Origin of the sequence: Mycobacterium sp. IS-3022 (assembly GCF_001500065.1) — a bacterium.
Classification (GTDB): Bacteria; Actinomycetota; Actinomycetes; order Mycobacteriales; family Mycobacteriaceae; genus Mycobacterium.
Map to the genome: position 1 here is coordinate 94,979 of NZ_LQIN01000002.1, position 23,953 is coordinate 118,931.

Below are 23,953 nucleotides of genomic sequence, written 5' to 3' on the forward strand. Positions count from 1 at the left end.
ATAACGTCATTCTCACAGACCGTAAACGGTCATATTCGCTGCTCTGAGGAGGTCGGCTCCATGTCTACCCGGTCCCTGCCGTACCCGGTCTTCGACATCGACAACCACATGTACGAGACGACGGACGCCCTCACGAAGTACCTGCCCAAGCAGCACCGGGGCAAGGTCGGCTACGTGGAGGTGAACGGCAGGCCGAAGCTGGTCGTCAAGGACCACATCAGCCACATGATCCCGAACCCGACGTTCGCGCGGGTCGCCCGGCCGGGCAGCGCCGAGGACTACTTCCTCGGCAACAACCCCGAGGGGCTGAACTTCCGCGAGTTCGTCGGTGAGCCGATGGACGTCATCCCCGCCTTCCAGAGTCCGGCGCCTCGGCTGGAATTGATGGATGAGCTCGGCATCGACCAGTGCGTCATGTATCCGACGCTCGCCAGTCTGATCGAGGAGCGCACCACCGACGACGTGGTCCTCACCCACGCCATCATCCACGCGCTCAACGAGTGGATGCACGAGCACTGGACGTTCAACTACCAGGACCGCATCTTCGCCACGCCGGTGATCTGCCTGCCGCTGGTCGACGAGGCCATCAAGGAGTTCCGCTGGTGCCTCGAGCGAGGCATGAAGACCTTCCTGGTCCGTCCCGCCCCCGTGCCGAGTCGGTTCGGCGGCTCGCGCTCGATGGGCCTGCCGGAGTTCGACCCGTTCTGGCAGGAGGTCGTCGACGCCGGCATCCCCGTGACGTTCCACGCCGCCGACAGCGGTTACCAGAAGCACCTCATGGAGTGGGAGGGCGGCGACGAGTATCTGTCGTTCAAGCCCAGCGCGCTGCGCGAAGTGGTGATGGGCTTCCGGGCAATGGAGGACACGCTGGCCGCCTTGATCTGCCACGGTGCGCTCTCCCGCTTCCCCGATCTCAAGATCCTCGTGGTGGAGAACGGCAGCGGCTGGGTGCGAAACCTGTTGCGGCTGTTGGACAAGGCCTACCGGACCATGCCGAAGGAGTTCGACGAGCACCCCGTCGAGGTCTTCCAGCGCAACGTCTACATCCACCCGTTCCTCGAGGACGACATCCAGGGCATCATAGAGATCATGGGCGAGGATCACGTGATGTTCGGCTCCGACTTCCCCCACCCCGAGGGCATCGGCGACCCGCTGAGCTTCGTCGACCGGCTCGAGGGCCTGTCCGACTCCACGAAGGCAAAGATCATGGGCGGCAACGCAATCCAGCAGTTAGGACTCAACAGGGTTCCGGCATGACGCAGACGCTGCCGAAGGAGTACAACGGCATCGCCGGCTTCGAGGCGCACGTCGGCGAGCACCTGGGTTACAGCGGATGGCACCAGGTCACCCAGAAGGAGATCGACCTGTTCGCCGAGGCGACGGGCGATCACCAGTGGATCCACGTCGACGCCGAGAGGGCCGCAAAGGGGCCCTACGGCAAGACGATCGCCCACGGCTATCTCACGCTGTCGTTGGTGCCGATCCTCATACAACAGATCTACCAGGTGACGGGCTTGTCGATGCAGGTGAACTACGGCGTCGACAAGCTGCGGTTCCCGGCGCCTGTTCCGGTCGACTCACGCATCCGCGCGGGTGCCGAGCTGATCAAGCTGGAGCGCTCCGACAAGGGCGCAAGGGCCACGGTGCGGGTCACCGTGGAGGTCGAGGGATCCGACCGGCCTGCCTGCGTGGTCGACACCATCGCCGCGATGGTCGGCTGAGCCCAGCTACTGCCACGAGCGGTCAGCCGATCGGGATCAGCTTGAACGGCATCTCGATGTTGACGGCCTTGTTCACTCCGCATGCGCCGCTGGGGCCGAGCGTGTTGTCCCAGCCCCGCAGAATCGGTTCGTTGAACTGATCCTCGAAGAACTTGAACGTCTGCTGTCCCGGCGCGGTCGTGCCGTCGGGGCACTTCATCCAATCCGGCAGCGTGCGCGTCACGTACCACAGCGGATCGGTGTAGCCGACGTCCGCGGTCCAACCCTGATCGCTGCTCATATGCCCCGAACAGTCGATCGCGGTCCGGCATGACGTGGTGATCGTCCAGGTGCTGACGACCGTCGCCTCGTTGTGGCGGCGTTCGTTGGTTTTCGCAAAGTTGCCGTCCGAGATCGCCGTGAATGTGCCGTTCAGGGCGAACTCCGCGGGATCGGCCGTAGCGATTCCCGGTGTCACGATCCCGGTGCCCGACACGACGAGCAGCACCGCGATGAGTGCCGTGCGGTTCATCTGGGACATGTCGGCTCCCTCCGGCTACTTGTACACCGAGAACACGAGGTCCTGCCAGCGCTTGGGAGTCGAAGACTCGATCAGGTCGGATTGCGTGCGTGCGAACCCGTCGGCGCCTAGATAGCGTCCGGTCCGCGGGTCATAGGTGGTCACCGCCATCGAGGGCCCGTCAGCCGGATCGCCTCCCGGTCCGATCTCGAACGAGTTGGGTGTCGCGGCGGGGGGTTGACCGGGCGGCGGGACCGGCCCTGGCGGGGCCGGCACCGGTGGCGGCACGACCGGCAGCAAAGGTGGGACCGGCCCCGGTGGTGGAACCTGTTGTGGCGGTGCATCGGACGGCGGCGACGTGCCTTCGACGGGCGCGTACAGGAGGTCATCTCGCGTTACCCGATCGTCGGGTGGGATTCCTTGGGCGATCAGATTGGGGTCGAGCGGATACGGTCCCAGCGCGTGCTGCCGGAGTGCGAGAGGAACGAAAGGTTTTTCGCTATCGCATATTTCGACCGTCGGCGCACGTTTACCGGGATGCGCCATACAGGGCAAGTTGCGGAGCCCACGCACCACGATCGGGGAATCCTGCGGCAGTTTGCAATACAGCCCGTCCGGGGTGTCGATCGTCGTGGTGTCGGCCGGACTTCGCCATTGCGACGGCGGGAGGAAGCCGACGGTGCAGGGCGGCGGGTCTCCCATGCCGACCCGGAAGTTCCCCAGCGGAAGACCGGTCGCATTGGCGATGTGCGACAGCGCGCCGAGGCCCGCGAAGAAGGACGGCACGAGCACCAACAGTTGTTCGAGCGAAGCGTTGTACGTCACCGCGACCTTGCCCAGGCTGGTCATGTTGGCGAGCAGTACCGGCAGCGTCGGCTTCACGTCGCTCATCAACCGGCTGACTTCGTCGAGGGCGTCCGGGCCGTCCTTCAGCAACGTGCGTACCTGTGGATCGTCGTCGACCAACTGATCGGTGACACCGACGAGGCTGCGCGCCCACATTCGCGTCGCGTCCACCGATTCGGCGGCACCGTCGAGCAGCGGCACGCTGTCATCGACCACGGCTCTGCTCTGTCCGGACGCTCCGTCGAAACCCTCGGCCAACGTCGCCCCCGAATCGATCAGTGAGCCGAGGTCGTAGCCCGCGTCGTCGAACGCCTTCGCCGATTCGTCGACAAGAGCGCTCAGCCGCTCCTTCGGGATGCTGTCGAGCAGCGTGACGGCCTTGTCGAGCATCGGTCCGGTCGGTGGCGGCACGGTGGCCGCTGAGATGACGGACCCGCTGTGCAGATACGGTGGCGACGAGTTGCGCGGCAGAAGGTCGACGTATTGTTCGCCGACGGCCGAGACGCTGTGCACCTCGGCGATCAGGTCGGCCGGGATTTTTGGCGAAGTGCCCAGCGACAGTGTGGCTTTGACTCCGGTCGGGGTCAGAGTCACGTCTGTGACCCTGCCGACCTTCACCCCGCGGTAGGTGACATTGGCGAACTCGTAGAGTCCACCTCCCGCGGGCAATTGCAGCGTGACGGTGATTCGGCCGAGACCGAGCAGCACCGGCGCCTGGAGGTAGCCGAAGGCCATCGCGGTCACACCGATGATCGACGCGATCGTGAAGATGACAAGTTGAACGCGGATCTGCCGGGTGAACATCAGCGACCACCTCCGGCCGGTGGCGGCGGCACGATCCGCAACGAGTCCTCGTAGGTGGCAGGCGGCGGCGAGATCGGTGCGCCCAGCGGGTTCCTGGAATAGTAAGCGTCGTAACCGATATCGCCTGGGGCGGGCACCAGCTGCGCGTACTGGTCCTCCCACCGTGTGCCCGCCAGCAGGGTCCGTTTCAGGCGCGCGGTGGTGAAGTCGAGGATGATGAACAAGTTCATGTAGTCGCCGCGCACACCGCGGTCGATGATGTTCTGGTTGAACGGCGCAGTGGGAAGATAGCCGAGAACTCTCGACAGGTCGGGTCCGACATCGGCCAACGACTTCAGCGTCGGATCGAGATTCTTCAGATTGGCCACCAGGTCGGCGCCCGACTCGTTGACCAGGGCCGTGGCCGTGTCACCGAAGGCACCGAGCCGTTCCAATGCCGTTGTGAAATTCGGCCGCTGGGCGATGAGCACGTCGAGCGCCGGTGGAATGTCCCGCAACGCCGCGGACAGCACCTCCTGTTGCGCTACCAGCGTGCCCGAGAGTCGATCGAGCGCCTTCATGGCCTCGATGACCTCCCCGCGCTGAGAGTCGAAGACCCCTACGAACCGGTCCAACCGTTCCAACAGCTCCCGAACCTGTGGTTCGTTACCCGACAGCGCGGAATTCAGGCTGCGCACGATCTCACCGATCTGTCCGAGGCCACCTCCATTGACGAGGGTCGACAGCGACGCCAAGGTCTGCTCGGTCGACGGGTAGGACGACGTTGCCGCCAGCGGAATCGTCGAGCCTGGTCGCCGAACGCCTTTCGGCGGTTCGTCGACCGGCGGATCGAGCGCGATGTGCATCGAACCCAATAGGCTCGTCTGCCCGACGGTTGCCACCGCGTTCGCCGGGACGACGACATCAGGCCGCACCGACACCTCGACGTCGGCGTGCCAGTCATCAAACCTCATGGTGCCCACGCTGCCCACCACGACGTTGTCGATCATGACCGGCGAGTTCGACTCCAACGTCCCGACGTTGGCCACTTCCAGGTGGTACACCGCGGCATCGGGACCCCGCCCGACCGCACCGGGCAGAGGCAGCGAGTTCAAACCGGTGAAGCTGCAGCCGCTGGCGGTCAGGGCGACGCAAAAGCCCACCGCAACACAATGTTTCGCGCTCCCAAAGATGGTCACGGTGGTGGAGTCCCCTCCGGTGTGGGCGCCTCGGCCGGCAGCGGCGGCCCGGGTGTTGCGGCGGGTGGCGGAAGCATCAGCCCGGGCAGATCCTTGGGCTGAAACGGTGCGGGCGGAGGTACGTAGCCCGGCGGGGGCGGCTGGTCGTTCTGATATCCGGTGTACGCCGACACCGCTGGTGGCATCTCCGGCGGCCCCGGCTCCGGGCCTGGCCCGCCTGGCCCCAGTTCCGGTTCCGTGTAGATGTAGTTCTGGGGCGGCGGCACCGCGGCGAGGAACGGATTCACCGGCAACGGCAGGTAGTTGAAGTTCATCGTGCTCAACGCCGGGCCCAGATAGTCGGCGCACAGCTTCGCGCTCTCCGCGGCGGTGACGTTCTCGATCGCGCCGATCGATCCGCAGATCAGCTGCATGGGATTCGCGAAGTTCGCGAAGGCAAATGTCCCCACGATGCCACCGTCACGCGGGTCGAAGAAGTTGAGGGTGTTCGCGATTCCGGTCGGCCCGACATGCAGGAGTTGTTCGAGATCGCGTTGCTGATCGACGAGCACCTGCGTGACGTTCGTGAGCCGCTGAACCTGTTCGACGGTCTGACCCCGGCTGCCCTTGACGAATCGCTGCACGTCGTCGACGACTTCCGAGACGTTCGTCAGCGCCGCATCCAGATCCGACCGGCTTCCGTCGAGGATGCTCGTGAGCGTCGCGAACCGGTCCTGAAACTGCACGATCTGGGTGTTGCTGTCACGAAGCGTTCCGATGAATGTCGCCAGGCTCTTGATGATCTCGACGATGTCCCCGCTGCCGTCCGCGAGGATGCGACCCGCCTGCGACAATTGCGACAGTGTCGTCCGGAGCCGGGCTCCGTTGCCGCCCATGGCGTTGGCCGCGCTGTCGATGAAGCGCGCCGCCGACGTGCCCGACACGTCGCTGCCCGCGGCCAGTTCGGACGCCAGACGGGTGAGCTGTTGTTTGACCTCGTTCCACTCCACCGGTATTGCGGTTCGGTCGATCGGGATCACCGCGCCGTCCGGCATCGTCGGTCCGGTCGTCTCGTAGGCGGGGGTCAGCGCCACGTAGCGCGCCGAGATGAGATTGGGCGCCACGATGACCGCGCTGGCGTCCGCAGGCACCGGCACGTCACGGTCGACGGTCATGGTGACCCGCGCTTGCGCCCCGTCCGGTTCGATCGACTCGATCATTCCGACCTTCACCCCGGCCACCCGCACCTGGTCGCCCGGGTAGATCGCCGTCGCCTTCACGAAGTAGGCCGTCAGCGTCTTCGGCGCCAAGAACGCCCCACGCACGAGTACGCCGGTACCCGCGATCAGGAGTCCGATCAACAATGCCGCCGTCAGCGCCGCCAGGCGATTTCTCCCGCTCATCGTGGCTCCAGCGGGATCCCGTTGTACGGGAACGGAAGTTCAGCTCTCGGGCCGGCGTTGTCGGGCGGCTGACCGGCGTTGGTTCCGCGCCGGAACCCGAACAGGTAGTCGAGGAACGGCTGGGTGAACTGCCCGGGGATCAGGTTGGGCACGAACGCGGTGTAGTACGGGCCGTTGGAGACGATCTCGCTCAGTGTCGACAGATACTTGTTGAGCCCGGGTAGTCCCTTCGCGATGTTGTCGCGGTTGCGTTCCAGCACCGCCATCACCGTGTTCAACTTCTCCAATGTCGGCGCCAGGGCCTGCTCGTTGTCGGCGATGATGCCGGACAGTTGTTGAGCCAGAGCCGATGTCGAGTTCAACAGTGCAACGATCGCGTGCCGCCGTTGGACGAGGACCGCCAACAGGTCGTTCGCGTTGAGAATCAACTGGTTCACCTGCTGACTGCGGTCGGCGAGGATCTTGGTGACGGCTCCGGTGCTCTCGAGGAGGTTAGCCACCGTGTCGTTGCGGCTGTTGATCGATTTGGACAGCCGAGACAGGCCGTCGAACATCGGACCCAGTTGTGGTGCAATCTGGTCGATCGTGGCAGTGAGCGTGTCCAGCGAATGATTGAGCGAACCGAGATCGGTGCCTGCGGTGTTGGTGGTGAGATCGCCGACCGCCTCGCTCAGCGAGTACGGAGAGGCGGTCCGTGAAACCGGTATGACGTCCATCGCGGCCATCGAGCCGGTCCCCGCGGAATCCAGGGTCAGGATCCGTTCGCCCAGCAGGGTGCCGGTCCGGATGTGCGCGGTGGTCTCCGCGCCGAGGACCACCGCGCTGTCCACGGTGAAGTCGACCAGCGCCTTGCCGCGTTGCAGGGATACTCCCGTCACCGATCCGACCTTGACACCCGACACCTTCACCTCATTGCCGGGGGTCAGCCCGCCGGCTTCTGCGAAAAGCGCTTGGTAACGAATATCGGTCGCCCAATTCATGATTCGCTCCGGCTGGAGTCCCACCGCGATGATCAGCACGATAAGGACGGCGCCGAGGATCCCGGCCCGGACGAGGTTGGACTCGCGGTATTTGATCATGGTTTCTCCGCGCACCTACCGGTTTCCTGTTTGACCCACGGGAACACCGCGGTACGGCCCTGCAGGTCGCTGACGCGGACCTGGATGCCGCAGAGGTAGTAGTTGAGGAAGCTGCCGTAGGCTCCGATGCGCGCCAGCTTGCGGTAGTTCTCCGGCGCCTTGCCGAGGGCGGCGTCCAGTCTGTCCTTGCCTGCCTCCAGATTCGGTGCTAGTCGGCCCAATTGGACGATGGTGCCCGCGAGCGGTGACCGGGCTTCGCTCAGCAAGTCGGCCAGCGATGCGGTGCCATTGGCGAGTCCGTCGATGGCGGTGCCGATTGGCTCCCGCTCGGTCGACAGTTCGCCGACCAGCTGGTGCAGCCGCTCGACGTTGGCGGTGAAGTGCTCACCGTCCTGTTCCAGGACGGCCATCGCGCGGCTCAGATTGTCGATGAGTTGTTCGACGATCTGGTGGTTGTCCGCCAACGCATTCGTGAACGATGACGTCCGCGAGAACAGAGACTCCACCGTGCCGCCCTCGCCCTGCATGATCTGGATGAACGAGCCGGTGAGGGCGTTGACGTCGGCTGGATTGAGGCCCAGGATGACCGGTTTAAGGCCACCGAGCAGAACATCGAGATCCAATGCGGCAGAGGTATGGTCGACGGGAAGCTGGCTACCCGCGGGCAGCAGTCTGCTGGAGCCGGGTTGGTCGACCAGTTCCAGGTACCGGTCGCCGACCAGGTTCAGATAACGCACCGCGGCCCGGGTACCGGTGGTCAGCGCTACGGTGCGGTCGGCGTCGAAGCCGACGGCGACGGTCTTGTCCGGTTTCAGCTCGACACTCGTCACGGTGCCGACCCGCAGGCCCGCCGCGCGAACCGAATCGCCGACCTTCAGACCGGACGCGTCGTCAAACATCGCCGAGTACTCATTGGATTCGCCGCCACGATGTTCGCTGAAGATCACCAGCAGGATCCCGGTCAACAGGGACATGATGACTGCGAAGATTGTGAACTTCGCGAACGTCGCTCGCATCCCCGTCATCCCGGCTGCCCGATCTGCATCGAGTTGCGCGGCGGCCCGTCGATCGGACCGAACAGCAGTTGTTTGATTCCGTCGGCGTTGAGGACGATGCCGGAGTTGCCGTACCGATAGGGATTGGCGCCCGTGTCGGCAACCAGATAGGGCGGCCTCTTCTCGAACTGGACTGGCAGACCCGCGCATTGCGGCCCACCCTTGGCGCCGACCTTCGGAAGGTCCTGTGGGTAGCGGTACCGCTCCACACCCCAGGTGAAACCGGTGCTGACCTCGGCGCCAGGAAGCCGCAACGGTGGTGCTTTCACCAGCGGGATCAACCCGGACAGAAGGCAGTTCAGCGCCGGGTGGTACTCGTTGAGCAGATCGGTGGTCGGAACCAGCAGCCGCAACGTGTCGGTGAGGCCCTGTCGGTTCCCGCCGACGACGTCGTTACCGGTGCCCGCGACACCGATGACGCTCACCAGAAAACGGTCGAGGTTCGCCTGTTGGTCGACGACTGTGCCGCTCAGCTTGCTCGAGTTCTCGAGAACATGCATCAAGTCGGGTGCGACGTCGGCGAACGCGTTCAGGACCGTCGGCGCCACGGACAAGTCGTGGCTCAGGTTCGGCAGGCTGGGATCGAGTTCGGCGAGAGCACTGTTCATGTCCGTGATGGCTTGGCCCAGCTTGTCTCCGCGACCGCTCAGCCCCGTTGCCAGGGCGGTGAGCGTGGTGTTCAGCTTCGTCGGCTCGATGGCCGAAACCAGGGTGTTGAGTTTCTGGAAAAGCGTGTTGATCTCGACGGTGACGTGTTCGGCGGCGACCGTCTGGCCTGCGCGCAGCGGCCCCCGCGAGGACTCAGCCGGCGGCACCAACTGGACGTACTTGGCGCCGAAGACCGTACTCGCAGCGACGTTTACACCGACGTTCTCCGGAATCGAGCCGATCTCGGCGGCATCGATCGCCAAATGGATGACGGCCCTGCCGTCCGGCATTTCCTCGATCGACGACACCCTGCCGACCTCGACGTCGCGCATCTTGACCTTGGCTTGCGCGTTCATGACGAGCCCTGCTCGCTCGGCCACCACGGTGACGGGGACGGTGTCGGTGAACAGTTCGCCGCGAAACAGTTGTACCGCGAACGCGAAGACCATCACGATCACCGCGATCGTCAGCAGGCCCATTGCGGGCCTCTTGTAGCCGGCCGCACCGAAACTGCGACCCGGCGTCGCCGCCACGGGAGCCGCCGCGGTGGCGGTCTCCGACCGGTGCATCGGTCCTGGCCCAGCGTCGCGCATCATCGATGCGTCCCCTTGCAAATACCGACTCTCTCTTTGGAGAGTCCTGTTGGCGGCGATTGAGAATCACCATTTTCATCCCGTGGGCAGACTGTACAGCACTCGCGTCTGTCCAACACCGAAACGACAGCTAAGCGTTCAGGAGTCGCTCGCCGATGACGCGCTGCTCACGCAGGGCCGAAATTTCCTCTGCCGTCAGACCAAGCGCGCCGAGCACCTGGTCGTTGTGCTGACCGAGCGTCGGCGATGGGGCATGGTGGTGCCGCGACGGGCCCGGCGAGATGCGGAAGGGCCAACCCGGGAAGCGTTGCCGGCCCGCGATCCGGTGGTCGAGGTCTTCGTAGAATCCCCGCGCCTCGAGTTGGTCGACGTCGTACATCCGGTCGCCCGTCATCAGTCGCTGCGCGGGTACGCCGTGTCGGAGCAGCGCCTCGGCGGCCTCCTCGGCGTCTCGCGCCGCTGTGTAATCGGCGATCACCTCGTCGAACTCGTCGTGGTGCTGCAATCGTGCGTCGGCGGTGACGAATCGCGGATCATCGCGCAGTTCTGGCCGATCGATGACCTCGGTGACGGCGGCCCAGTCAGTGTCGTCCCGCACCGAGACGGCGACCCAATCGTCGTCGCCCTGCGCGCGGTAGACGCCTTGCGCGTAATGGCGGTGCCGGTTGCCCTCACGTTCGCGCACGCGTTTGGTCATCGAATACTCGATGACCGGTTCGGCCGTGACCGCGGCGCCGACCTCGATCTGCGCCACCTCGATCAGTTGACCCTCGCCCGTACGGCGTCGGTGTTCGAGCGCGGCGAGCAAAGCCACCGTCGCGTGCACACCGGCGATCGGATCGGCGGGACCCTGCAGATTGCACGGCGGACCGTCGGCGTACCCGGTGACCGCGGACATCCCGGCCAGCTGTTCGATGTTCAACGCCCAGCCGACGTAATCGCGCCACGGGCCCTCCAAGCCGAAGCCAGGCATGCGGACCATGACCACCCCCGGGTTGGCCTTGACGAGAGAGTCGTAGTCCAGCCCGAATTGTTCGACCACCCGGGGCGAGAAATTCTCGACCACCACGTCGGCTTCGGCCGCCAGCCGCAGTGCCAGTTCCCGGCCCGTGTCGGTGCTGAGGTCGAGCGTGATGTCGCGCTTGTTGAGGTTGGTGCCCTGCCACAACGGCCCGATCTCGTACCAGTCGTCGCTGTTGCGGAGCAGCGAGCCCGAGTACCGATGCCCGTCGGGGCGCTGGATCGACTCGACCTTGACGACGTCGGCGCCGAACGCACCCAGGTAACAGGTGAGATAGGCGCCCGCCCAGAACGTACTGAGGTCGAACACCTTCAGGCCTGCGAACGGGCTCTCCGCGTCGCCGACGTCCGTCGCGCGCTCCCTGCGGGCGTCCCATTCTCCGGCGTCGGCCGCACCGAGGAGCGGCGCGGGTCGCGGCGCGGGCACCGGCGTCTTCGACAACCGGAACGGCGCGCCCGGCCTGCGGAACCGCGCGGCCTCGGGGCCGCCGTCGACGAAGAAGCCGCGGTCCCGGTACTGCGGGCAGTCCACGATCGTGGATCCGTCGTTGATCGGGGCGGCCGGAATCCGCATGGCCTGACTCAACTCGACCAGGTCGGCCACCGGCATCGAGTCCAGCCAGGGCTGCGCCTTCGCGAAGAACTCGTCGCGCTCCGGACCGCCCAGCATGATGGCGAGTTGATGTTCGCCGAACTCCGGCAGGCCGACCATGGCACAGACATCGAGCCAGTGCTGCCCGGTCAGGCAGTTGATGCCGATCCAGCCGTCGGCGGCCCTGACGATGCCCAGCATCGGCGCGGCCTTCGAATTGGTCGGCAAGCCCATGCTTTTCAGCCGCTCGGCCATCAGCATCGGATACGGCAACGTGCTCAGCAGTGACTCAAACGCCGACACGTCGGCTTCCACGACCCGGCCCCTTTCCGCATCCGCGACACGCAGGGCGGTCAGCGCCGCGAGCGCCGCGTAACTCCCCGCGATGTACTCGGGTATGCGCGCGCCGGCCTGCACCGGCGGCCGGCCGAACTCCCGGGTGTTGACCCATCCCGACGCCGCCTGCAGCGTCAGCGGCGTCGACGGCAGATCGCGCCGGGGGCCTTCCTGGCCGTAGTCGGAGACCCTGACGACGACGAGGTCGCGGTTGATCCGCTGCAGGGCCTCGCGGTCGAGTCCCCAGTCGAACCGGACGGCCGAACCGGCAGGCAGATCCTCGACCAGCAGATCGGCCTGCGCGATCAGCTCGTGAGCTTGCGACAGACCCGATGCCGTCCCGAGATCGACTGTCAGGCCGCTCTTTCCGGCGTTCAGATACTCGAACAACCCACCGCCGGGACCCCAGTTCCGTAGCGGGTCACCCGCCGGCGGCTCGATCTTGCACACATCGGCGCCGAGGTCGGTCAGCAGCTTGGTGCAATACGGCGCCGCGATGTCGCTGCCCAGTTCGACGACACGCAGTCCGGCCAGCGCGTCACTCACGCCTCGACTCCTCCCCGCTGCGCTCCTCGCTGCGTTCCTCGTTCCTGCGGTACTCGTCCCCTGCCCTTCGGGCGTGGGCCCAGCGATGCTCGCGCGTCGTCGCCTTCGGGGCTCACGCCGGAACCCCGATCGCCTTGGGTTCCATATAGGCGCGCAACCCCATCACCCCGCCCTCACGGCCGATGCCGCTCTGCTTGAAGCCGCCGAAGGGCGCGTCGCCGGGGATGGTGCCGTTGATCGAGACCTGACCCGTTCTGATGCGGCGCGCGATCGCCACCGCCCGGTCGACATCGGTACCCCAGACCGCACCGCCGAGCCCGTACGCGGAGTTGTTGGCGATGGCCACGGCGTCGTCGTCACCGCGATGGCGCAGGACCGTCAGCACCGGACCGAAAACCTCCTCCTGCGCGATGTACGAATCGGCGCTGGTGTCGGTCAGGATCGTCGGCTCGAAAAAAAATCCACCCAAATGGTTTTCGGGACGCCCGCCGCCCGTCACCACCTTCGCGCCGTCGGATTCGGCACGCCGGACGAAACCTTCCACTCGCTCCAGATGCTGGCTGCTGATCAGCGGGCCCATGGTCACCCCATCGTCCGCGGGATTGCCGACAGTCACCGCGCGCGCGAGGTCGGTGAGCCGGGCGACGACCTCGTCGTGAAGTCCTTCGGGCACCACCAACCGACTGTTGAGGATGCACGCCTGTCCCGCGTGCAGCGTGCATCCTTCGAACAGCAGTCGCTCGAACAGCTCATCGGTCAGCTCGACATCGTCGAGCAGCACGGTGGCCGACTTGCCGCCGCATTCCAGCAGGATGCGCTTCATCGTCCCCGCCGCACCGGCCATCACCTCACGGCCCACCGACGAGCTGCCGGTGAAGCTGACCATGTCCACCCGTGGGTCGAGGGTCAGGGCCTTGCTGGCGTCGAGTCCGGTGGGAGTGACGACGTTGACGACTCCCGGCGGAATGTCGGTCTCCTCCTTGATGATCCGGGCCAGCGCCAAACCCGCCAAGGGAGTGAGCGGCGAGGGCTTGAGCACCAGCGTGTTGCCAGCGGCAAGCGCCGCGCCCACCTTCATCACGTTGAGGGTGTGCGGGAAGTTCCACGGCGTCATGACCGCGACCACGCCGAGGGGCTCGTACCGCAACAGCGTCGTGCCCGCCGCGCCCCAGGCATCCATGGGCGCCTCCGCCGGTTCCAGCGCGAGTTCTGCGGCGTGCCCCGCCATGAACGCGGGTCCGTCGACGTGAATCAGCCGTTCGTTTGCTGTGCAGCCCCACTCCGCCTGCGCGAGCGCGTAGATCTCATCGCCATGAGCGAGCAGCGCATCGCTGAGCTGCTGCAGACACTCCGACCGCTCCTCCGGCGCCGCCGCCGCCCATGGCCCATCGTCGAACGCGGATCGCGCAGCGGCGATGGCCTGTTCGACCTGCGCCACCCCGGCGTCCGGCGCGGACGCGAGGGCCGCGCCGGTGGCCGGATCGATCACGTCGTACCGGCCGCTGTCGGGGACCGCCCAACTGCCGTTGATGAAGAGGTCATAGTTGTCGATGAGGTTGGACGCGGCCATCAGATCACTGGACCTTCCTGGTTGTCCGACTGAGGGTGACCGACCGTCCCACTCAGGCGCGAGCTGTCCGACATCTGTGCCTCGTGTGTACACCGCGCAATGCCGCCCAGTCAACGGACATGCCAATTATCCTGCGTAGATGATGGTTGACACGCCGGTCGCGCGTGGGGTAGACACAGAACCACCGGACAGTGCGGAGGTATTTGTCCGATGGCCGATGCGTTGAGGAGACCCCGCGGTGCCCACTGAATCCACGTCGCGACCCACGTCCGCGTACCCGTTGCACTCCCCGGACTTCTATGCGGGCGACCCGTACCCGGTCTATCGGGAACTGCGCGACACCACCCCCGTGGTGTGGAACGACGTGACGAATTTCTGGGCGCTGACCAAGTACGAGGACATCCGCTTCGTCTCGGGCCATCCGCACTTGTTCTCATCGACCAAGGGGATCACGATCCCGGATCCCAGCCAGCCTGAACCCATCCAGGAAGGCAACCTGATCTTCACCGATCCGCCGCGACACCGTCAGCTCCGCAAGCTGATCAATTCCGGCTTCACCCGCCGTCAGGTCACTTTGCTGGAGCCGAAGGTCCGCGAGATAGTAAACGGCATCCTCGACAGCGTGGACCCGGCGCGGGAATACGAGTTCGCCGAAGAGATCGCGGCTCCCCTGCCCACCCGGATGATTGCCGAGATGCTCGGCGCGCCGCCCGAGGATTGGGAGAGGTTTCGCGCCTGGTCGGACGCCGCGGTCGGCACCGCGGACCCGGACATCGAGCTGGATCACCTGGTGGCACTCGGTGAGCTGTATGAATACTTCACCGCGCTCATCGCCGCACGCCGGTCCGGAGAGGTCACCGGCCAGGACGACTTGCTGTCGATCCTCGCAGCCGCCGAAGTCGACGGTGAACGCCTCACCGACGAGGATCTGCTGAACTTCTCGTTCCTGCTGCTGGTCGCCGGTAACGAGACGACGCGCAACCTCATCGCGCTCGGCACACTGACCCTGCTGGACCATCCGGATCAGTTCGCGCTGCTGCGCTCGAAACCGGACCTGCTGCCGCTCGCGGTCGAAGAGATGTTGCGCTTCACCAGTCCGGTCACCCACATGGCGCGGGAGGCGACACAGGACATCGAGATTCGCGGCCAGCAGATCAAGGCGGGCGAAACCGTCGTCATGCTCTACGGCGCGGCCAACCGGGACGCCGAAATCTTCGGCCCGACCAGTGAGGCGTTCGATATCACCCGAAACCCGAACCCGCACATCGCCTTCGGTGCCGGCGAGCACGCCTGCCTCGGTGCGCAGCTGGCCCGGCTGGAGGCCAGGATCATGTTCGAGGTGCTTCTCGGCACCTACCCGAGCATCGAACTGACCGGTGACGTGACCCGGCTGCGCGCCACCATGGTGCCGGGTGTCAAACGCATGCCGGTGCGTCTGGGAGCGAGCGCCTGATGGACTTCGACTACACCCCGGAGCAGAAACAGCTCCGCGAGGAATTCCGGGAGCGGCTGGAGACCGTGATGACCCCCGAGCGGCGCGCCGCCGTCGCGGGCCTGATGGAGGGCGGTGCCGCGATGACCGAGTGCAGGCGGGCGCTCGGCGAAGCCGGCCTGCTGGGCGTCGCGTGGCCCGTCGAGTACGGCGGGCGCGGGCTGACCGCGTTGGAGCAGTACATCTTTAACGAGGAGGCGCGTCGGGTGAACGCGCCGTTGCCGATGATCACGCTGAACACGGTCGGCCCCACCCTCATCCAGTACGGCACCGAGGAACAGAAGCAGAAGTTCCTTCCCGCGATACTCCAAGGCACCGTCGACTTCGCGATCGGGTACTCCGAACCCGGTGCGGGCAGCGACCTGGCGTCGTTGCGGACGACGGCCGTGCGCGACGGTAACGAGTTCGTCATCAACGGGTCCAAGATGTTCACCAGCGGCGCGGAGTTCGCCGACTACATCTGGCTGGCGGCACGAACCGATCCAGAAGCCAAGAAACACAAGGGCATCACGGTGTTCATCGTGCCCACCGACTCGCCCGGCTTCTCGTGGAAACCCCTGCACACCATGCCGGGAGTGTCGACCTACTACACGTTTTACGACGACGTGCGGGTACCCGAGAGCGCCATCGTGCTCGGCGAGAACCAAGGCTGGAAGCTGGTCACCAACCAGCTGAACCTCGAGCGCGCCGCACTGGGCAATCTCGGCGCGCTGGAGCCGTTGTTCGCCAAGACCTTGGAATGGGCCAGGACCACGCCGCTCGACGACGGCCGCGTCATCGACCAGCCCTGGGTGCAGCAGGCCCTTGCGCGCGTCGAGGCGCAGGTGGCCGCCTACCGACTGCTCAACCTGCGGGTCAACACCAACATGAGTACCGGTGGGCTCGGCATGGGAGAGGCTTCGGCGGCAAAGGTTTTCGGCACCGAGCTCACCCAGCAGGTGGCCCGCGAACTGCTCGACGTCGTCGGGCAGGCCGGTACCCGAAAGGGCGCCACCGCGCCCGTGAAAGGCGAACTCGAGAGTGCCTACCGGCTGGCCGTCATCAACACCTTCGGTGGCGGTGCGAACGAACTGCAACGCGACATCATCGCCATGGCCGGCCTCGGGATGCCCCGCGCACCCCGCGACATGCGAGCGTCGTGAGAAAGGAATCCAGCAGTGACCGACACAGCCAAAGACGAACTGCGCGAGCGCCTCGATGCGCTCATCGGCACCCCCACCGACGGCGTCGGCAAGCGGGTGCATGCGCCCGATCCGGTGAACGCCGCGATGATCCGGCACTGGGCGTACGCACTGGGCGATATGAACCCGGCCTACCTGGATCCCGAGTTCGCGGAGAATTCCCGCTACGGCGGAATCGTCTCGCCGCCGGTGATGCTGCAGAGCTGGACGATGCCGCCGCCGAAGCTGGAAGGCATCCACGAGCGCGGCGGGGTGCCGATCGAGATCAAGACCAACCCGCTGCAGTTCCTCGCCGATGCCGGCTACACCGGCATCATCGCGACGAACTCCGAATTCGAGATCGAGCGCTATCCCCGCGTCGGAGACCAGATCACCGCGGAGACGGTCTTCGAGTCGATTTCGGATGAGAAGAAGACGGCGATGGGCACCGGCTTCTTCGTCACATGGGTCACCACGTACCGGGATCAGAACGGCGACGTCATCGGGCGCCAATGGTTCCGCACCCTGCGATTCAAGACGGGGAACTGAATGGCCAGCAGACTCGCCCCTTCAATCAGCCCGGACACCGAGTTCTTCTGGTCGGGGCTGAAGGACAACGAGCTTCGCATCCAGCGCTGCACGGACTGCAAGACGCTGCGGGTTCCGCCGCGGCCGATGTGCGGTAACTGCCAATCGCTGAACTGGGACTATGTGGTGTCCACCGGACGCGGCACCGTTTACAGCTTCGTGATGCCGCAGTACCCGCCGCTGCCCTTCCTGCAATACCCCTACGTCGTCGCGCTTATCGAGCTCGACGAGGGTGTGCGCGTCGTGTCGAACCTGTGCGATATCGAGCCTGGAGCGATCGAGGTCGGGATGCCCGTCGAGGTCTTCTACGAAACCTTCGAGGCCCTTCCCAGCGGGGAAGAGCTGGTGCTGCACCAATTTCGGCCGGCCCACTGAGTAGAGGGAACGACGAATGGATTTCACCTTCAGCGACGAGCAGGAGACGGTCGCCAAGGTCGCCCGCCAGCTGTTCGAGCACCGTGCGACACCGGAAAATCTGACCGAGCTGGAATCGAGCGGCCTACGTTACGACGCCGCCCTGTGGGCCGAGTTGGCGTCGGCCGACCTGCTGGGGATCGGGCTCCCCGAATCGGTCGGCGGCACGGGCGGCGGGTTCCTCGAACTCGGTGTGCTGCTCAGCGAGGTCGGGTACAGCGTCGCGCCGGTCCCGGTGTACGCGACGCTCGCCCTGGGCGCCGATACCATTGCCCGGCACGGCGATTCCGATCTGCAGCAGCGGTTCTTACCCGGGGTGGTCGAGGGCAGCACCCTGTTGACCGCGGCGCTGGCCGAACCTGGAAGCTCCGACCCGGCCGCACCGCGGACCACCGCGCGCGCCGATGGTGTCACCTGGCGGCTCAGCGGCACCAAGGAGCTGGTGCCCGCCGCCCAACTCGCCGCGGCCATCGTCGTCTCGGCCAAGGCCGACGATGGACCCGGGTTGTTCGTCGTCGAAACCGGTTGCGGCGGAGTGGATGTGACGCCGACGGCGACCACCAACGGCGAGCCCTTCGCCGACGTCGAACTCACGGACGCCGTCGGATGGCGGCTCACCGAACATGCCGGGGCCGACGTCGTCCGCGCGCTGTACACCAGGGCGCTGGTGGGGTTGTGCGCGATGCAGATCGGTGTGACCGAACGGGCACTGAAACTGGCCGCGTCCTACACCAGCGAGCGCGAGCAGTTCGGGCGTCCCATCGGGTCGTTCCAGGCCGTGCAGCAGCGCCTTGCCGATGCATTCATCGACACTGAAGCGATCCGCTGGACCACCTGGCATGCGGCCTGGCTGATCGCGGAGGGCAGACCCGCCGAGCGGGAAGCGGCGATCGCCAAGTTCTGGGCCGCCGAGGCCGGGGCGCGCGTCACCGCGTCCGCCCAACAGGTACACGGCGGCATGGGCATCGACGTCACCTATCCCCTGTCCCGCTATTTCTTGTGGGCCAAGCAGATCGAACTCACGCTCGGATCGGCATCTCAGCAGCTGGCCCGGCTCGGCAACGCCTACGCGGAAGGAACCAACCGATGACCTCGACACTCGGACGCACTGAGACACGGGCATGGAACAGCGTCAACGTCGGCGACGAGGTGACGCCGATGGACGTACCCGTCACGACCACCCTGATCGTGGCCGGCGCCATCGCGTCCCGCGACTACATGCCCGTGCACCATGACCGCGACTTCGCCAATTCCCAAGGCTCCAAGGACATCTTCCTCAACATCCTGACGACCAATGGGCTGTGTGTGAGGTTCCTGCACGACTGGGCGGGACCCGAGGCGATGGTCAAGAAACTCTCGATTCGGCTCGGCGTCCCCGCGTATCCGAACGACGCACTGCGGTTCGAGGGCAGCGTCACCGACAAGTCCTCCGCGAACGGCGAAGGCCTCATCGAGGTCACCTTCAAGGGCACCAACAGCCTCGGCGATCACGTGACGGGCACCGCGGTGCTGAGCCTGCTCGAGGGCGTCGACTTGTGACCCGCAACGGCATCGGCGGCAAGGCCGCGCTCGTCGGCATCGGCCAGACCGAGTTCTCAAAGGAGTCCGGCCGCACCGAAATGCAGTTGGCCTGCGAAGCGGTCAAGGCAGCCATCGACGATGCGGGCCTGCGCCCCAAGGACATCGACGGCATGGTGACGTTCACCGTCGACGAGAACGAGGAAATCGAGGTCGCCCGCAACGTCGGCATCGGGAACCTCAGTTTCTTCACCCGGGTTCCGCACGGCGGCGGGGCAGCCGCGGGCACCGTGATGCAGGCCGCCATGGCCGTCGCGACGGGCGCCGCCGAGGCCGTGGTCTGCTACCGAGCGTTCAACGAGCGCTCCGGGTTCCGGTTCGGCGGAGCCGGACGCCAACCCGGTGTCACCCCGTTGTGGATGGCTCCGTATGCGCCGTTCGGATTCATGACCCCGGCGGCCTGGGTCGCCCTGCATGCCCAGCGCTACATGACCACCTACGGCGTCACCAACGCCGATTTCGGCAAGATCTCAGTGATCGATCGCAAGCATGCGGCCAAGAACCCCGATGCCTGGTTCTACGAGAAGCCGATCACCATCGAAGCCCACCAGCAGTCGCGCTGGATCATCGAGCCGGTGCTGCGTCTGCTCGACTGCTGTCAGGAGAGCGACGGCGGCGTGGCGATGGTGGTGACGAGTGTCGAGCGGGCGCGCGACCTGGCCAAGCCACCGGCCGTCATCAGCGCGGCGGCCCAGGGTGCGGCGTACGACGGTGAAGTGATGACCAGTTACTACCGGGACGACATCACCGGGCTGCCCGAGATGGGGGTGGTCGGCAACAAGCTCTGGCGCGACTCCGGATTGAAACCCGACGACATCTCGACCGCATTCCTCTACGACCACTTCACCCCGTTCGTGTTCACCCAGCTCGAGGAACTCGGATTCTGTGGACGGGGCGAGGCCAAGGACTACGTGTCGGTCGACGAACTTTCGCTGGGCGGTCGAATGCCGATCAACACCAACGGCGGCTTGCTCGGCGAGGCCTACATCCACGGGATGAACGGCATCACCGAAGGCGTCCGCCAGATCCGCGGCACGTCATACAACCAGGTCGACAACGTCGAGCACGTCCTCGTGACGTCGGGCACCGGCGTTCCGACCAGCGGCCTCATCCTGGCGCCCGACCGTTGAGAAGTTAATGTCGTGCGGTGGCGTCTGAAGTGACTCAATCGGTGGCGGTCGACACCCGGGATGTCATCATCTCGGCGGCTTTCCGCTGCTTCCGGACCCGCGGGCTGGCCAAGACCACCATCGTAGACATCGCCCGGGCGGCCGGGGTGTCGCGCAGCACGTTCTACGAGTACTTCCGGGACAAGGAGACCGTCGTCGAAGCCTGCGCGGAGGCGGCGTCGCAGCGGTTCTACCGCAACATGGCCAAAGCCATCGATCGGCACGGCGGCAGCACCCTGGAAGGCCGATTGGTACGCGCCGCCGTCTTCGTCACCCAGGCACGTCGGGTCGTCGAACCGGAAGCGTACTTCGATCAGGACGAAGTCAATCTCATGATGACGAAGAACGCGGGCACCCTGTTGAAGGAGTGCGCGGACTTCCTGGCACCCTATGTGAACGCGGCGAGGCTGACCGGAGAGGTCCGCGCCGGCCTGGACGTGCCGTCGGCCACCGAGTGGTTCGCGCGAATGTTGTTCTCGCTGTTCACTACACCGTCTCCGACCATCGACATGCGCAACGACGACGCGGTAGCCGAATTCGTTCGGGCCTATGCGGTGAACGGATTCGTCGACGGCGGCACTCGGCGGCGGTAGCGCTCATGACCCCGATCCGGCCCCGCACGACCGTGTGACAATGATTATTCTCATTAATTGATATTGCGATTATCGGGAGGGTTCCAGTGAAACTCACCGCGGCATCGGCGGCACAGCCGCCGGGGCAGATGGACCGGGACCACGCTGCACCCTACAAACTGGTGGTGCTCGCACCCGGAACGGCGGACGCGGTCTCGGCGGCCGGCGGACTCATCGTCGACGCGCTACGCATCGGCTGGCGCGTCGAGGCCTACCTGGAATCCGAGTCCGATGCGCGGGCGTTGCAGATCCTCGGTGTCGACGGCCGCGGTTTGCCGGCCCGCTTCGATTTCGAGCCGCACTGGCCGGACGCGGTCGTGTTCGCCGCATCGATGTACGTCCGGCATCGCGGGGTACGCCGCTTCGTCACCGACGCCACCCGGCGACACGGCGCCGACGTGGCCTCGTGGGGTGGAAACTGGTCGGCTGCACCCGCTTCCGCATCCCACATCGAACATCGGCTCAGCTCTGCCGCGCGGGCTTTCAAGCACCACGCGATGAAGGCAGTGGGTACAGCGGGACCAGCCGGCCCCGTCGAAGCGTTCCACGGTGGATTTCACCGTCTCACCACCGTTCCGGGCTGACGAAGCGCCTCAGGTCGTCCTACGCACCGGGACGTTGGAGTAGCCGCAGACGTTCGACATCGCCACGCGCCGCAGGCCGTCGCGGTCGACCTCGTACTCGGGGATGAGGTCGAGCAGCGCGTCGAGCGCGATGCGGCTCTCCATCCGCGCCAGCGCCGCGCCGAGGCAGCTGTGGATGCCGTAGCCGAACGCGAGATTGAAGCCCATCTTGCGCTCCCGGTCGATGTCCAGCCGGTCGGGATCGTCGAACATCCGCTCGTCGCGGGTCGCCGACCCGGTGACGAGCAATACCGCGGCGCCCTCCGGGATCGTGGTGCCGTAGTAGTTGACGTCTCGTGTCGCCGTGCGGACCTGATACTGCGACGGCGCCTCGTATCGCAGTAGTTCCTCGACCGCGGCGGGGATCTTGCTGCGGTCCTCGCGAAGTTTGCGCCACTGTTCGGGATAGTCGGCGAACGCGACCATGGCGTTGCCCACAAGCTTGGTGACGGTTTCGGCTCCTGCGCCGCCGAGCATCGTCGCAAAACCCGTGATGTCGACATCGGTGAGCTTGTCGACCACCCCGTCGCGCTCGATCTCGGTGTCGATCAGGCGGCTGATCATGTCATCCTGCCGCTCTGCCCGCCGCTGCTGCACGAGATCGTAGTAATACAGGCCGGTGTTCATCGACGCCTCGTATCCCGCTTTGGTGGTGGCGATCTCACCGGGATGACGTTCGAGAAGGAGGTCCAGCCAGAGCCGGATCTGGTCTCGATCCTGCTTCGGCACGCCGAGCATGGTTGTGATGACCTCGTTGGGGAACAGCGCGGAGAAGTCGGCGACCACGTCGAAGCACTTCGGATCGAGCGCTTCCACGCGTTCGTACACCTTCTCGTGCACCATGTCTTCCAGTGCGGCGATGGCGCGCGGAGTGAACACTTTGCTGACGAGCTTGCGCATCTTCTCATGCTCCGGCGGATCCATCGAGATGATGACCTTGGGCACCGGGATCGCATCGTCGTGGGCCTTGACCATGTCCAGCGTGGCGCCCTTGGCCGACGAGAAGGTTTCGTGATCCTTCGTCGCGGGCGCCACGTCGGCGTAGCGGGTCAGCGCCCAGAAGTCCCACTTAGCGTTGTAATAGACGGGCGACTCGTTGCGCAGGCGACGGTAGGTGTCGTAGGCGCCGTCGAAGAAATCCTTTGAGAACGGGTCGAATTCGACGGACCCGTTGTCCACTTCCGGTGCTGCCGCGCTCACAGGATCGCCCCCGACTCCTTGAGCTTTTCGATGGTGTGCCAGTCCATTCCGGCGTCCATCAATACTTCTTCGGTGTGCTGGCCGTGCTCGGGCGCGCCCGGTGGAGTGACCGAGTGCTCGTCGAACTGAACGGGATTGGTTGGCAACGCGAACGGCACGCCGTTGACGGTTTCGGTATGCGCGACATAGCCGTTGGCGGTGACGGCGGGGTCTTCGCAGACTTCCGCCGGTGTCTGTACGATGCCCCATGCGCCGGACAGCGTCGCCAACGTTGTGCGCCACTCGGCCAGCGTGCGCTTGGCGAACGCCTCGTCGAGCGACGCGATCAGGCTGACCCGGTTCTCGAACCGCGACGCGGGATCGGCGAATCGCGGATCGTCGATGAGCTCGGGCAGGCCGATCACGCGCATCGCCTCGGCGTAGAACTTGTCGAGTTGCAGCATCATCAGCTGGACGTAGCGACCGTCCTTCGTGCGGTACGTGCCCACCAACGGGTTGGGCGCGTCCGCGTGCCCGAACTTGGGAATGGCGCTGCCACCGTGGATTTGACTGACCGCGACGTCGGGGCTGAGATTCCAGGCGGCGAGTCCGAGCAGCGACACGTCGACGACCGACCCCTCACCGGTCGTCGCCTTCTTGTACAGCGCCGCGGCGATACCGCCGGCGATGGTCATACCGCCGAGCAGATCTCCGAATGCCGGACGGGAGCGGACCAGCTCGTCGCGTTCTTCCGTGAGGACGGTGGCGATGCCGCCGCGCGCCCAGTAGGAAACCCCGTCGTAGCCCGGCGTGTCCGCGTCCGGCCCTTTGGGGCCGTGGCCGGAGCCGCGCACGTACACGATGTTCGGATTCGCTGCCCGGATGTCGTCGACGTCGATGCCGAACTTCTTGCGGCGTTCCGGCAGATAACTGGTCAGGAACACATCGCAGGTCTTGGCCAGTTCGCGAACGACGTCCCGACCACCCGGTGTGCTCAGGTCCACGCCGATCGACTTCTTGCCGCGGTTCGGAATCTCGATCATGTAATTGACCGAACCACCACCTTCGTCGACGATCCCCATCGTCACGAGGCCACGCTGCGGGTCTCCCCCGTCTCGCGGTTCCACCTTGATGACCTCGGCTCCCCATTCGGCGAGGACCGCACCCGCCGAGGGCACGAACGTCCATGCGGCGACCTCGAGCACCCGAACCCCGGTCAGCACCTTGTCGACGGTAATGACGTCCTCCT

22 protein-coding genes are annotated in these 23,953 nt (G+C 65.7%); 11 read left to right on the forward strand and 11 right to left on the reverse strand.

What is annotated here, in order from left to right; all coding sequences use genetic code 11:
- The first annotated feature begins 60 nt into the window (after positions 1-60).
- Positions 61-1,257 carry an amidohydrolase family protein gene (locus AU188_RS03760; protein ID WP_059162387.1) on the forward strand — a complete coding sequence of 399 codons (1,197 nt, stop codon included), beginning with the start codon at positions 61-63 and terminating at the stop codon, positions 1,255-1,257.
- Complete coding sequence (locus AU188_RS03765; RefSeq protein WP_059162388.1) at positions 1,254-1,721, forward strand: MaoC family dehydratase; 468 nt, start codon at positions 1,254-1,256, stop codon at positions 1,719-1,721. The genes AU188_RS03760 and AU188_RS03765 overlap by 4 nt, the downstream gene beginning before the upstream one ends.
- Before the next feature lie 22 nt (positions 1,722-1,743).
- On the opposite strand, the gene AU188_RS03770 is transcribed toward AU188_RS03765, so the two are convergent.
- The 9 genes from AU188_RS03770 to AU188_RS03810 form a co-directional block, all read right to left on the reverse strand.
- Positions 1,744-2,241: an Rv2253/PknI dimerization domain-containing protein gene (locus AU188_RS03770; protein WP_059162389.1), complete on the reverse strand. Its 498-nt coding sequence runs from the start codon at positions 2,239-2,241 to the stop codon at positions 1,744-1,746.
- A 15-nt stretch (positions 2,242-2,256) separates the two neighbouring features.
- Positions 2,257-3,870 (reverse strand): MCE family protein, encoded by a 1,614-nt coding sequence (locus tag AU188_RS03775; protein ID WP_059162390.1) that lies wholly within the window; start codon positions 3,868-3,870, stop codon positions 2,257-2,259.
- Positions 3,870-5,012, reverse strand: a complete 1,143-nt coding sequence (locus tag AU188_RS03780) for an MCE family protein (protein WP_156426567.1) — start codon at positions 5,010-5,012, stop codon at positions 3,870-3,872. Before AU188_RS03780 ends, AU188_RS03775 begins: the two co-directional genes overlap by 1 nt.
- A 32-nt stretch (positions 5,013-5,044) precedes the next feature.
- The gene (locus tag AU188_RS03785; RefSeq protein ID WP_059162392.1) at positions 5,045-6,430 is read right to left on the reverse strand and encodes an MCE family protein; all 1,386 of its coding nucleotides are present in this window, start codon (positions 6,428-6,430) and stop codon (positions 5,045-5,047) included.
- Positions 6,427-7,509 carry an MCE family protein gene (locus tag AU188_RS03790; protein ID WP_059162393.1) on the reverse strand — a complete coding sequence of 361 codons (1,083 nt, stop codon included), beginning with the start codon at positions 7,507-7,509 and terminating at the stop codon, positions 6,427-6,429. Before AU188_RS03790 ends, AU188_RS03785 begins: the two co-directional genes overlap by 4 nt.
- Positions 7,506-8,534 carry an MCE family protein gene (locus AU188_RS03795; protein WP_059162394.1) on the reverse strand — a complete coding sequence of 343 codons (1,029 nt, stop codon included), beginning with the start codon at positions 8,532-8,534 and terminating at the stop codon, positions 7,506-7,508. The genes AU188_RS03790 and AU188_RS03795 overlap by 4 nt, the downstream gene beginning before the upstream one ends.
- Complete coding sequence (locus tag AU188_RS03800; protein ID WP_059162395.1) at positions 8,531-9,808, reverse strand: MCE family protein; 1,278 nt, start codon at positions 9,806-9,808, stop codon at positions 8,531-8,533. Before AU188_RS03800 ends, AU188_RS03795 begins: the two co-directional genes overlap by 4 nt.
- Positions 9,809-9,935: 127 nt before the next feature.
- Entirely contained in the window at positions 9,936-12,299 is a 2,364-nt protein-coding gene (locus AU188_RS03805; RefSeq protein ID WP_059162396.1) for a CaiB/BaiF CoA transferase family protein, read from the reverse strand.
- 112 nt (positions 12,300-12,411) lie between these two features.
- Positions 12,412-13,869: an aldehyde dehydrogenase family protein gene (locus tag AU188_RS03810; RefSeq protein ID WP_059162397.1), complete on the reverse strand. Its 1,458-nt coding sequence runs from the start codon at positions 13,867-13,869 to the stop codon at positions 12,412-12,414.
- Between the two features lie 280 nt (positions 13,870-14,149).
- Between AU188_RS03810 and AU188_RS03815 the strand changes: the two genes are divergently transcribed.
- The 9 genes from AU188_RS03815 to AU188_RS03855 all read left to right on the forward strand — a co-directional run bounded on the left by AU188_RS03815 (position 14,150) and on the right by AU188_RS03855 (position 21,486).
- Positions 14,150-15,322 (forward strand): cytochrome P450, encoded by a 1,173-nt coding sequence (locus AU188_RS03815; protein WP_059162473.1) that lies wholly within the window; start codon positions 14,150-14,152, stop codon positions 15,320-15,322.
- Positions 15,322-16,503 carry an acyl-CoA dehydrogenase family protein gene (locus tag AU188_RS03820; protein WP_059162398.1) on the forward strand — a complete coding sequence of 394 codons (1,182 nt, stop codon included), beginning with the start codon at positions 15,322-15,324 and terminating at the stop codon, positions 16,501-16,503. Before AU188_RS03815 ends, AU188_RS03820 begins: the two co-directional genes overlap by 1 nt.
- Positions 16,504-16,518: 15 nt before the next feature.
- On the forward strand, positions 16,519-17,070 hold the full coding sequence (locus AU188_RS03825; protein WP_059162399.1) for an FAS1-like dehydratase domain-containing protein: 552 nt from the start codon (positions 16,519-16,521) through the stop codon (positions 17,068-17,070).
- Positions 17,071-17,484 (forward strand): Zn-ribbon domain-containing OB-fold protein, encoded by a 414-nt coding sequence (locus AU188_RS03830; protein ID WP_059162400.1) that lies wholly within the window; start codon positions 17,071-17,073, stop codon positions 17,482-17,484.
- 16 nt (positions 17,485-17,500) lie between these two features.
- On the forward strand, positions 17,501-18,613 hold the full coding sequence (locus tag AU188_RS03835; protein WP_059162401.1) for an acyl-CoA dehydrogenase family protein: 1,113 nt from the start codon (positions 17,501-17,503) through the stop codon (positions 18,611-18,613).
- Positions 18,610-19,062: a MaoC family dehydratase gene (locus AU188_RS03840; protein WP_059162402.1), complete on the forward strand. Its 453-nt coding sequence runs from the start codon at positions 18,610-18,612 to the stop codon at positions 19,060-19,062. The genes AU188_RS03835 and AU188_RS03840 overlap by 4 nt, the downstream gene beginning before the upstream one ends.
- On the forward strand, positions 19,059-20,231 hold the full coding sequence (locus AU188_RS03845) for a lipid-transfer protein (RefSeq protein WP_059162403.1): 1,173 nt from the start codon (positions 19,059-19,061) through the stop codon (positions 20,229-20,231). Before AU188_RS03840 ends, AU188_RS03845 begins: the two co-directional genes overlap by 4 nt.
- Positions 20,232-20,260: 29 nt before the next feature.
- Positions 20,261-20,863 carry a TetR/AcrR family transcriptional regulator gene (locus AU188_RS03850; RefSeq protein ID WP_082686469.1) on the forward strand — a complete coding sequence of 201 codons (603 nt, stop codon included), beginning with the start codon at positions 20,261-20,263 and terminating at the stop codon, positions 20,861-20,863.
- 86 nt (positions 20,864-20,949) lie between these two features.
- On the forward strand, positions 20,950-21,486 hold the full coding sequence (locus tag AU188_RS03855) for a hypothetical protein (RefSeq protein WP_059162405.1): 537 nt from the start codon (positions 20,950-20,952) through the stop codon (positions 21,484-21,486).
- A gap of 9 nt (positions 21,487-21,495) precedes the next feature.
- Here AU188_RS03855 and AU188_RS03860 read toward each other — a convergent pair whose 3' ends face one another.
- Both AU188_RS03860 and AU188_RS03865 read right to left on the reverse strand, forming a co-directional pair.
- Positions 21,496-22,725, reverse strand: coding sequence for a cytochrome P450 (locus AU188_RS03860; RefSeq protein ID WP_059162406.1), 1,230 nt, complete (start codon positions 22,723-22,725; stop codon positions 21,496-21,498).
- The gene (locus AU188_RS03865) at positions 22,722-23,927 is read right to left on the reverse strand and encodes a CaiB/BaiF CoA transferase family protein (RefSeq protein WP_286137284.1); all 1,206 of its coding nucleotides are present in this window, start codon (positions 23,925-23,927) and stop codon (positions 22,722-22,724) included. The genes AU188_RS03860 and AU188_RS03865 overlap by 4 nt, the downstream gene beginning before the upstream one ends.
- Positions 23,928-23,953 lie beyond the last annotated feature (26 nt).

Coding starts and splice junctions, on each gene's coding strand:
- AU188_RS03830 (WP_059162400.1), top strand. CDS start 17,071: ATGGCCAGCAGACTCGCCCCTTCAATCAGCCCGGACACCGAGTTCTTC.
- AU188_RS03840 (WP_059162402.1), top strand. CDS start 18,610: ATGACCTCGACACTCGGACGCACTGAGACACGGGCATGGAACAGCGTC.
- AU188_RS03810 (WP_059162397.1), bottom strand. CDS start 13,869: ATGGCCGCGTCCAACCTCATCGACAACTATGACCTCTTCATCAACGGC.
- AU188_RS03800 (WP_059162395.1), bottom strand. CDS start 9,808: ATGATGCGCGACGCTGGGCCAGGACCGATGCACCGGTCGGAGACCGCC.
- AU188_RS03775 (WP_059162390.1), bottom strand. CDS start 3,870: ATGTTCACCCGGCAGATCCGCGTTCAACTTGTCATCTTCACGATCGCG.
- AU188_RS03765 (WP_059162388.1), top strand. CDS start 1,254: ATGACGCAGACGCTGCCGAAGGAGTACAACGGCATCGCCGGCTTCGAG.
- AU188_RS03790 (WP_059162393.1), bottom strand. CDS start 7,509: ATGATCAAATACCGCGAGTCCAACCTCGTCCGGGCCGGGATCCTCGGC.
- AU188_RS03835 (WP_059162401.1), top strand. CDS start 17,501: ATGGATTTCACCTTCAGCGACGAGCAGGAGACGGTCGCCAAGGTCGCC.
- AU188_RS03795 (WP_059162394.1), bottom strand. CDS start 8,534: ATGACGGGGATGCGAGCGACGTTCGCGAAGTTCACAATCTTCGCAGTC.
- AU188_RS03760 (WP_059162387.1), top strand. CDS start 61: ATGTCTACCCGGTCCCTGCCGTACCCGGTCTTCGACATCGACAACCAC.
- AU188_RS03820 (WP_059162398.1), top strand. CDS start 15,322: ATGGACTTCGACTACACCCCGGAGCAGAAACAGCTCCGCGAGGAATTC.
- AU188_RS03785 (WP_059162392.1), bottom strand. CDS start 6,430: ATGAGCGGGAGAAATCGCCTGGCGGCGCTGACGGCGGCATTGTTGATC.
- AU188_RS03770 (WP_059162389.1), bottom strand. CDS start 2,241: ATGTCCCAGATGAACCGCACGGCACTCATCGCGGTGCTGCTCGTCGTG.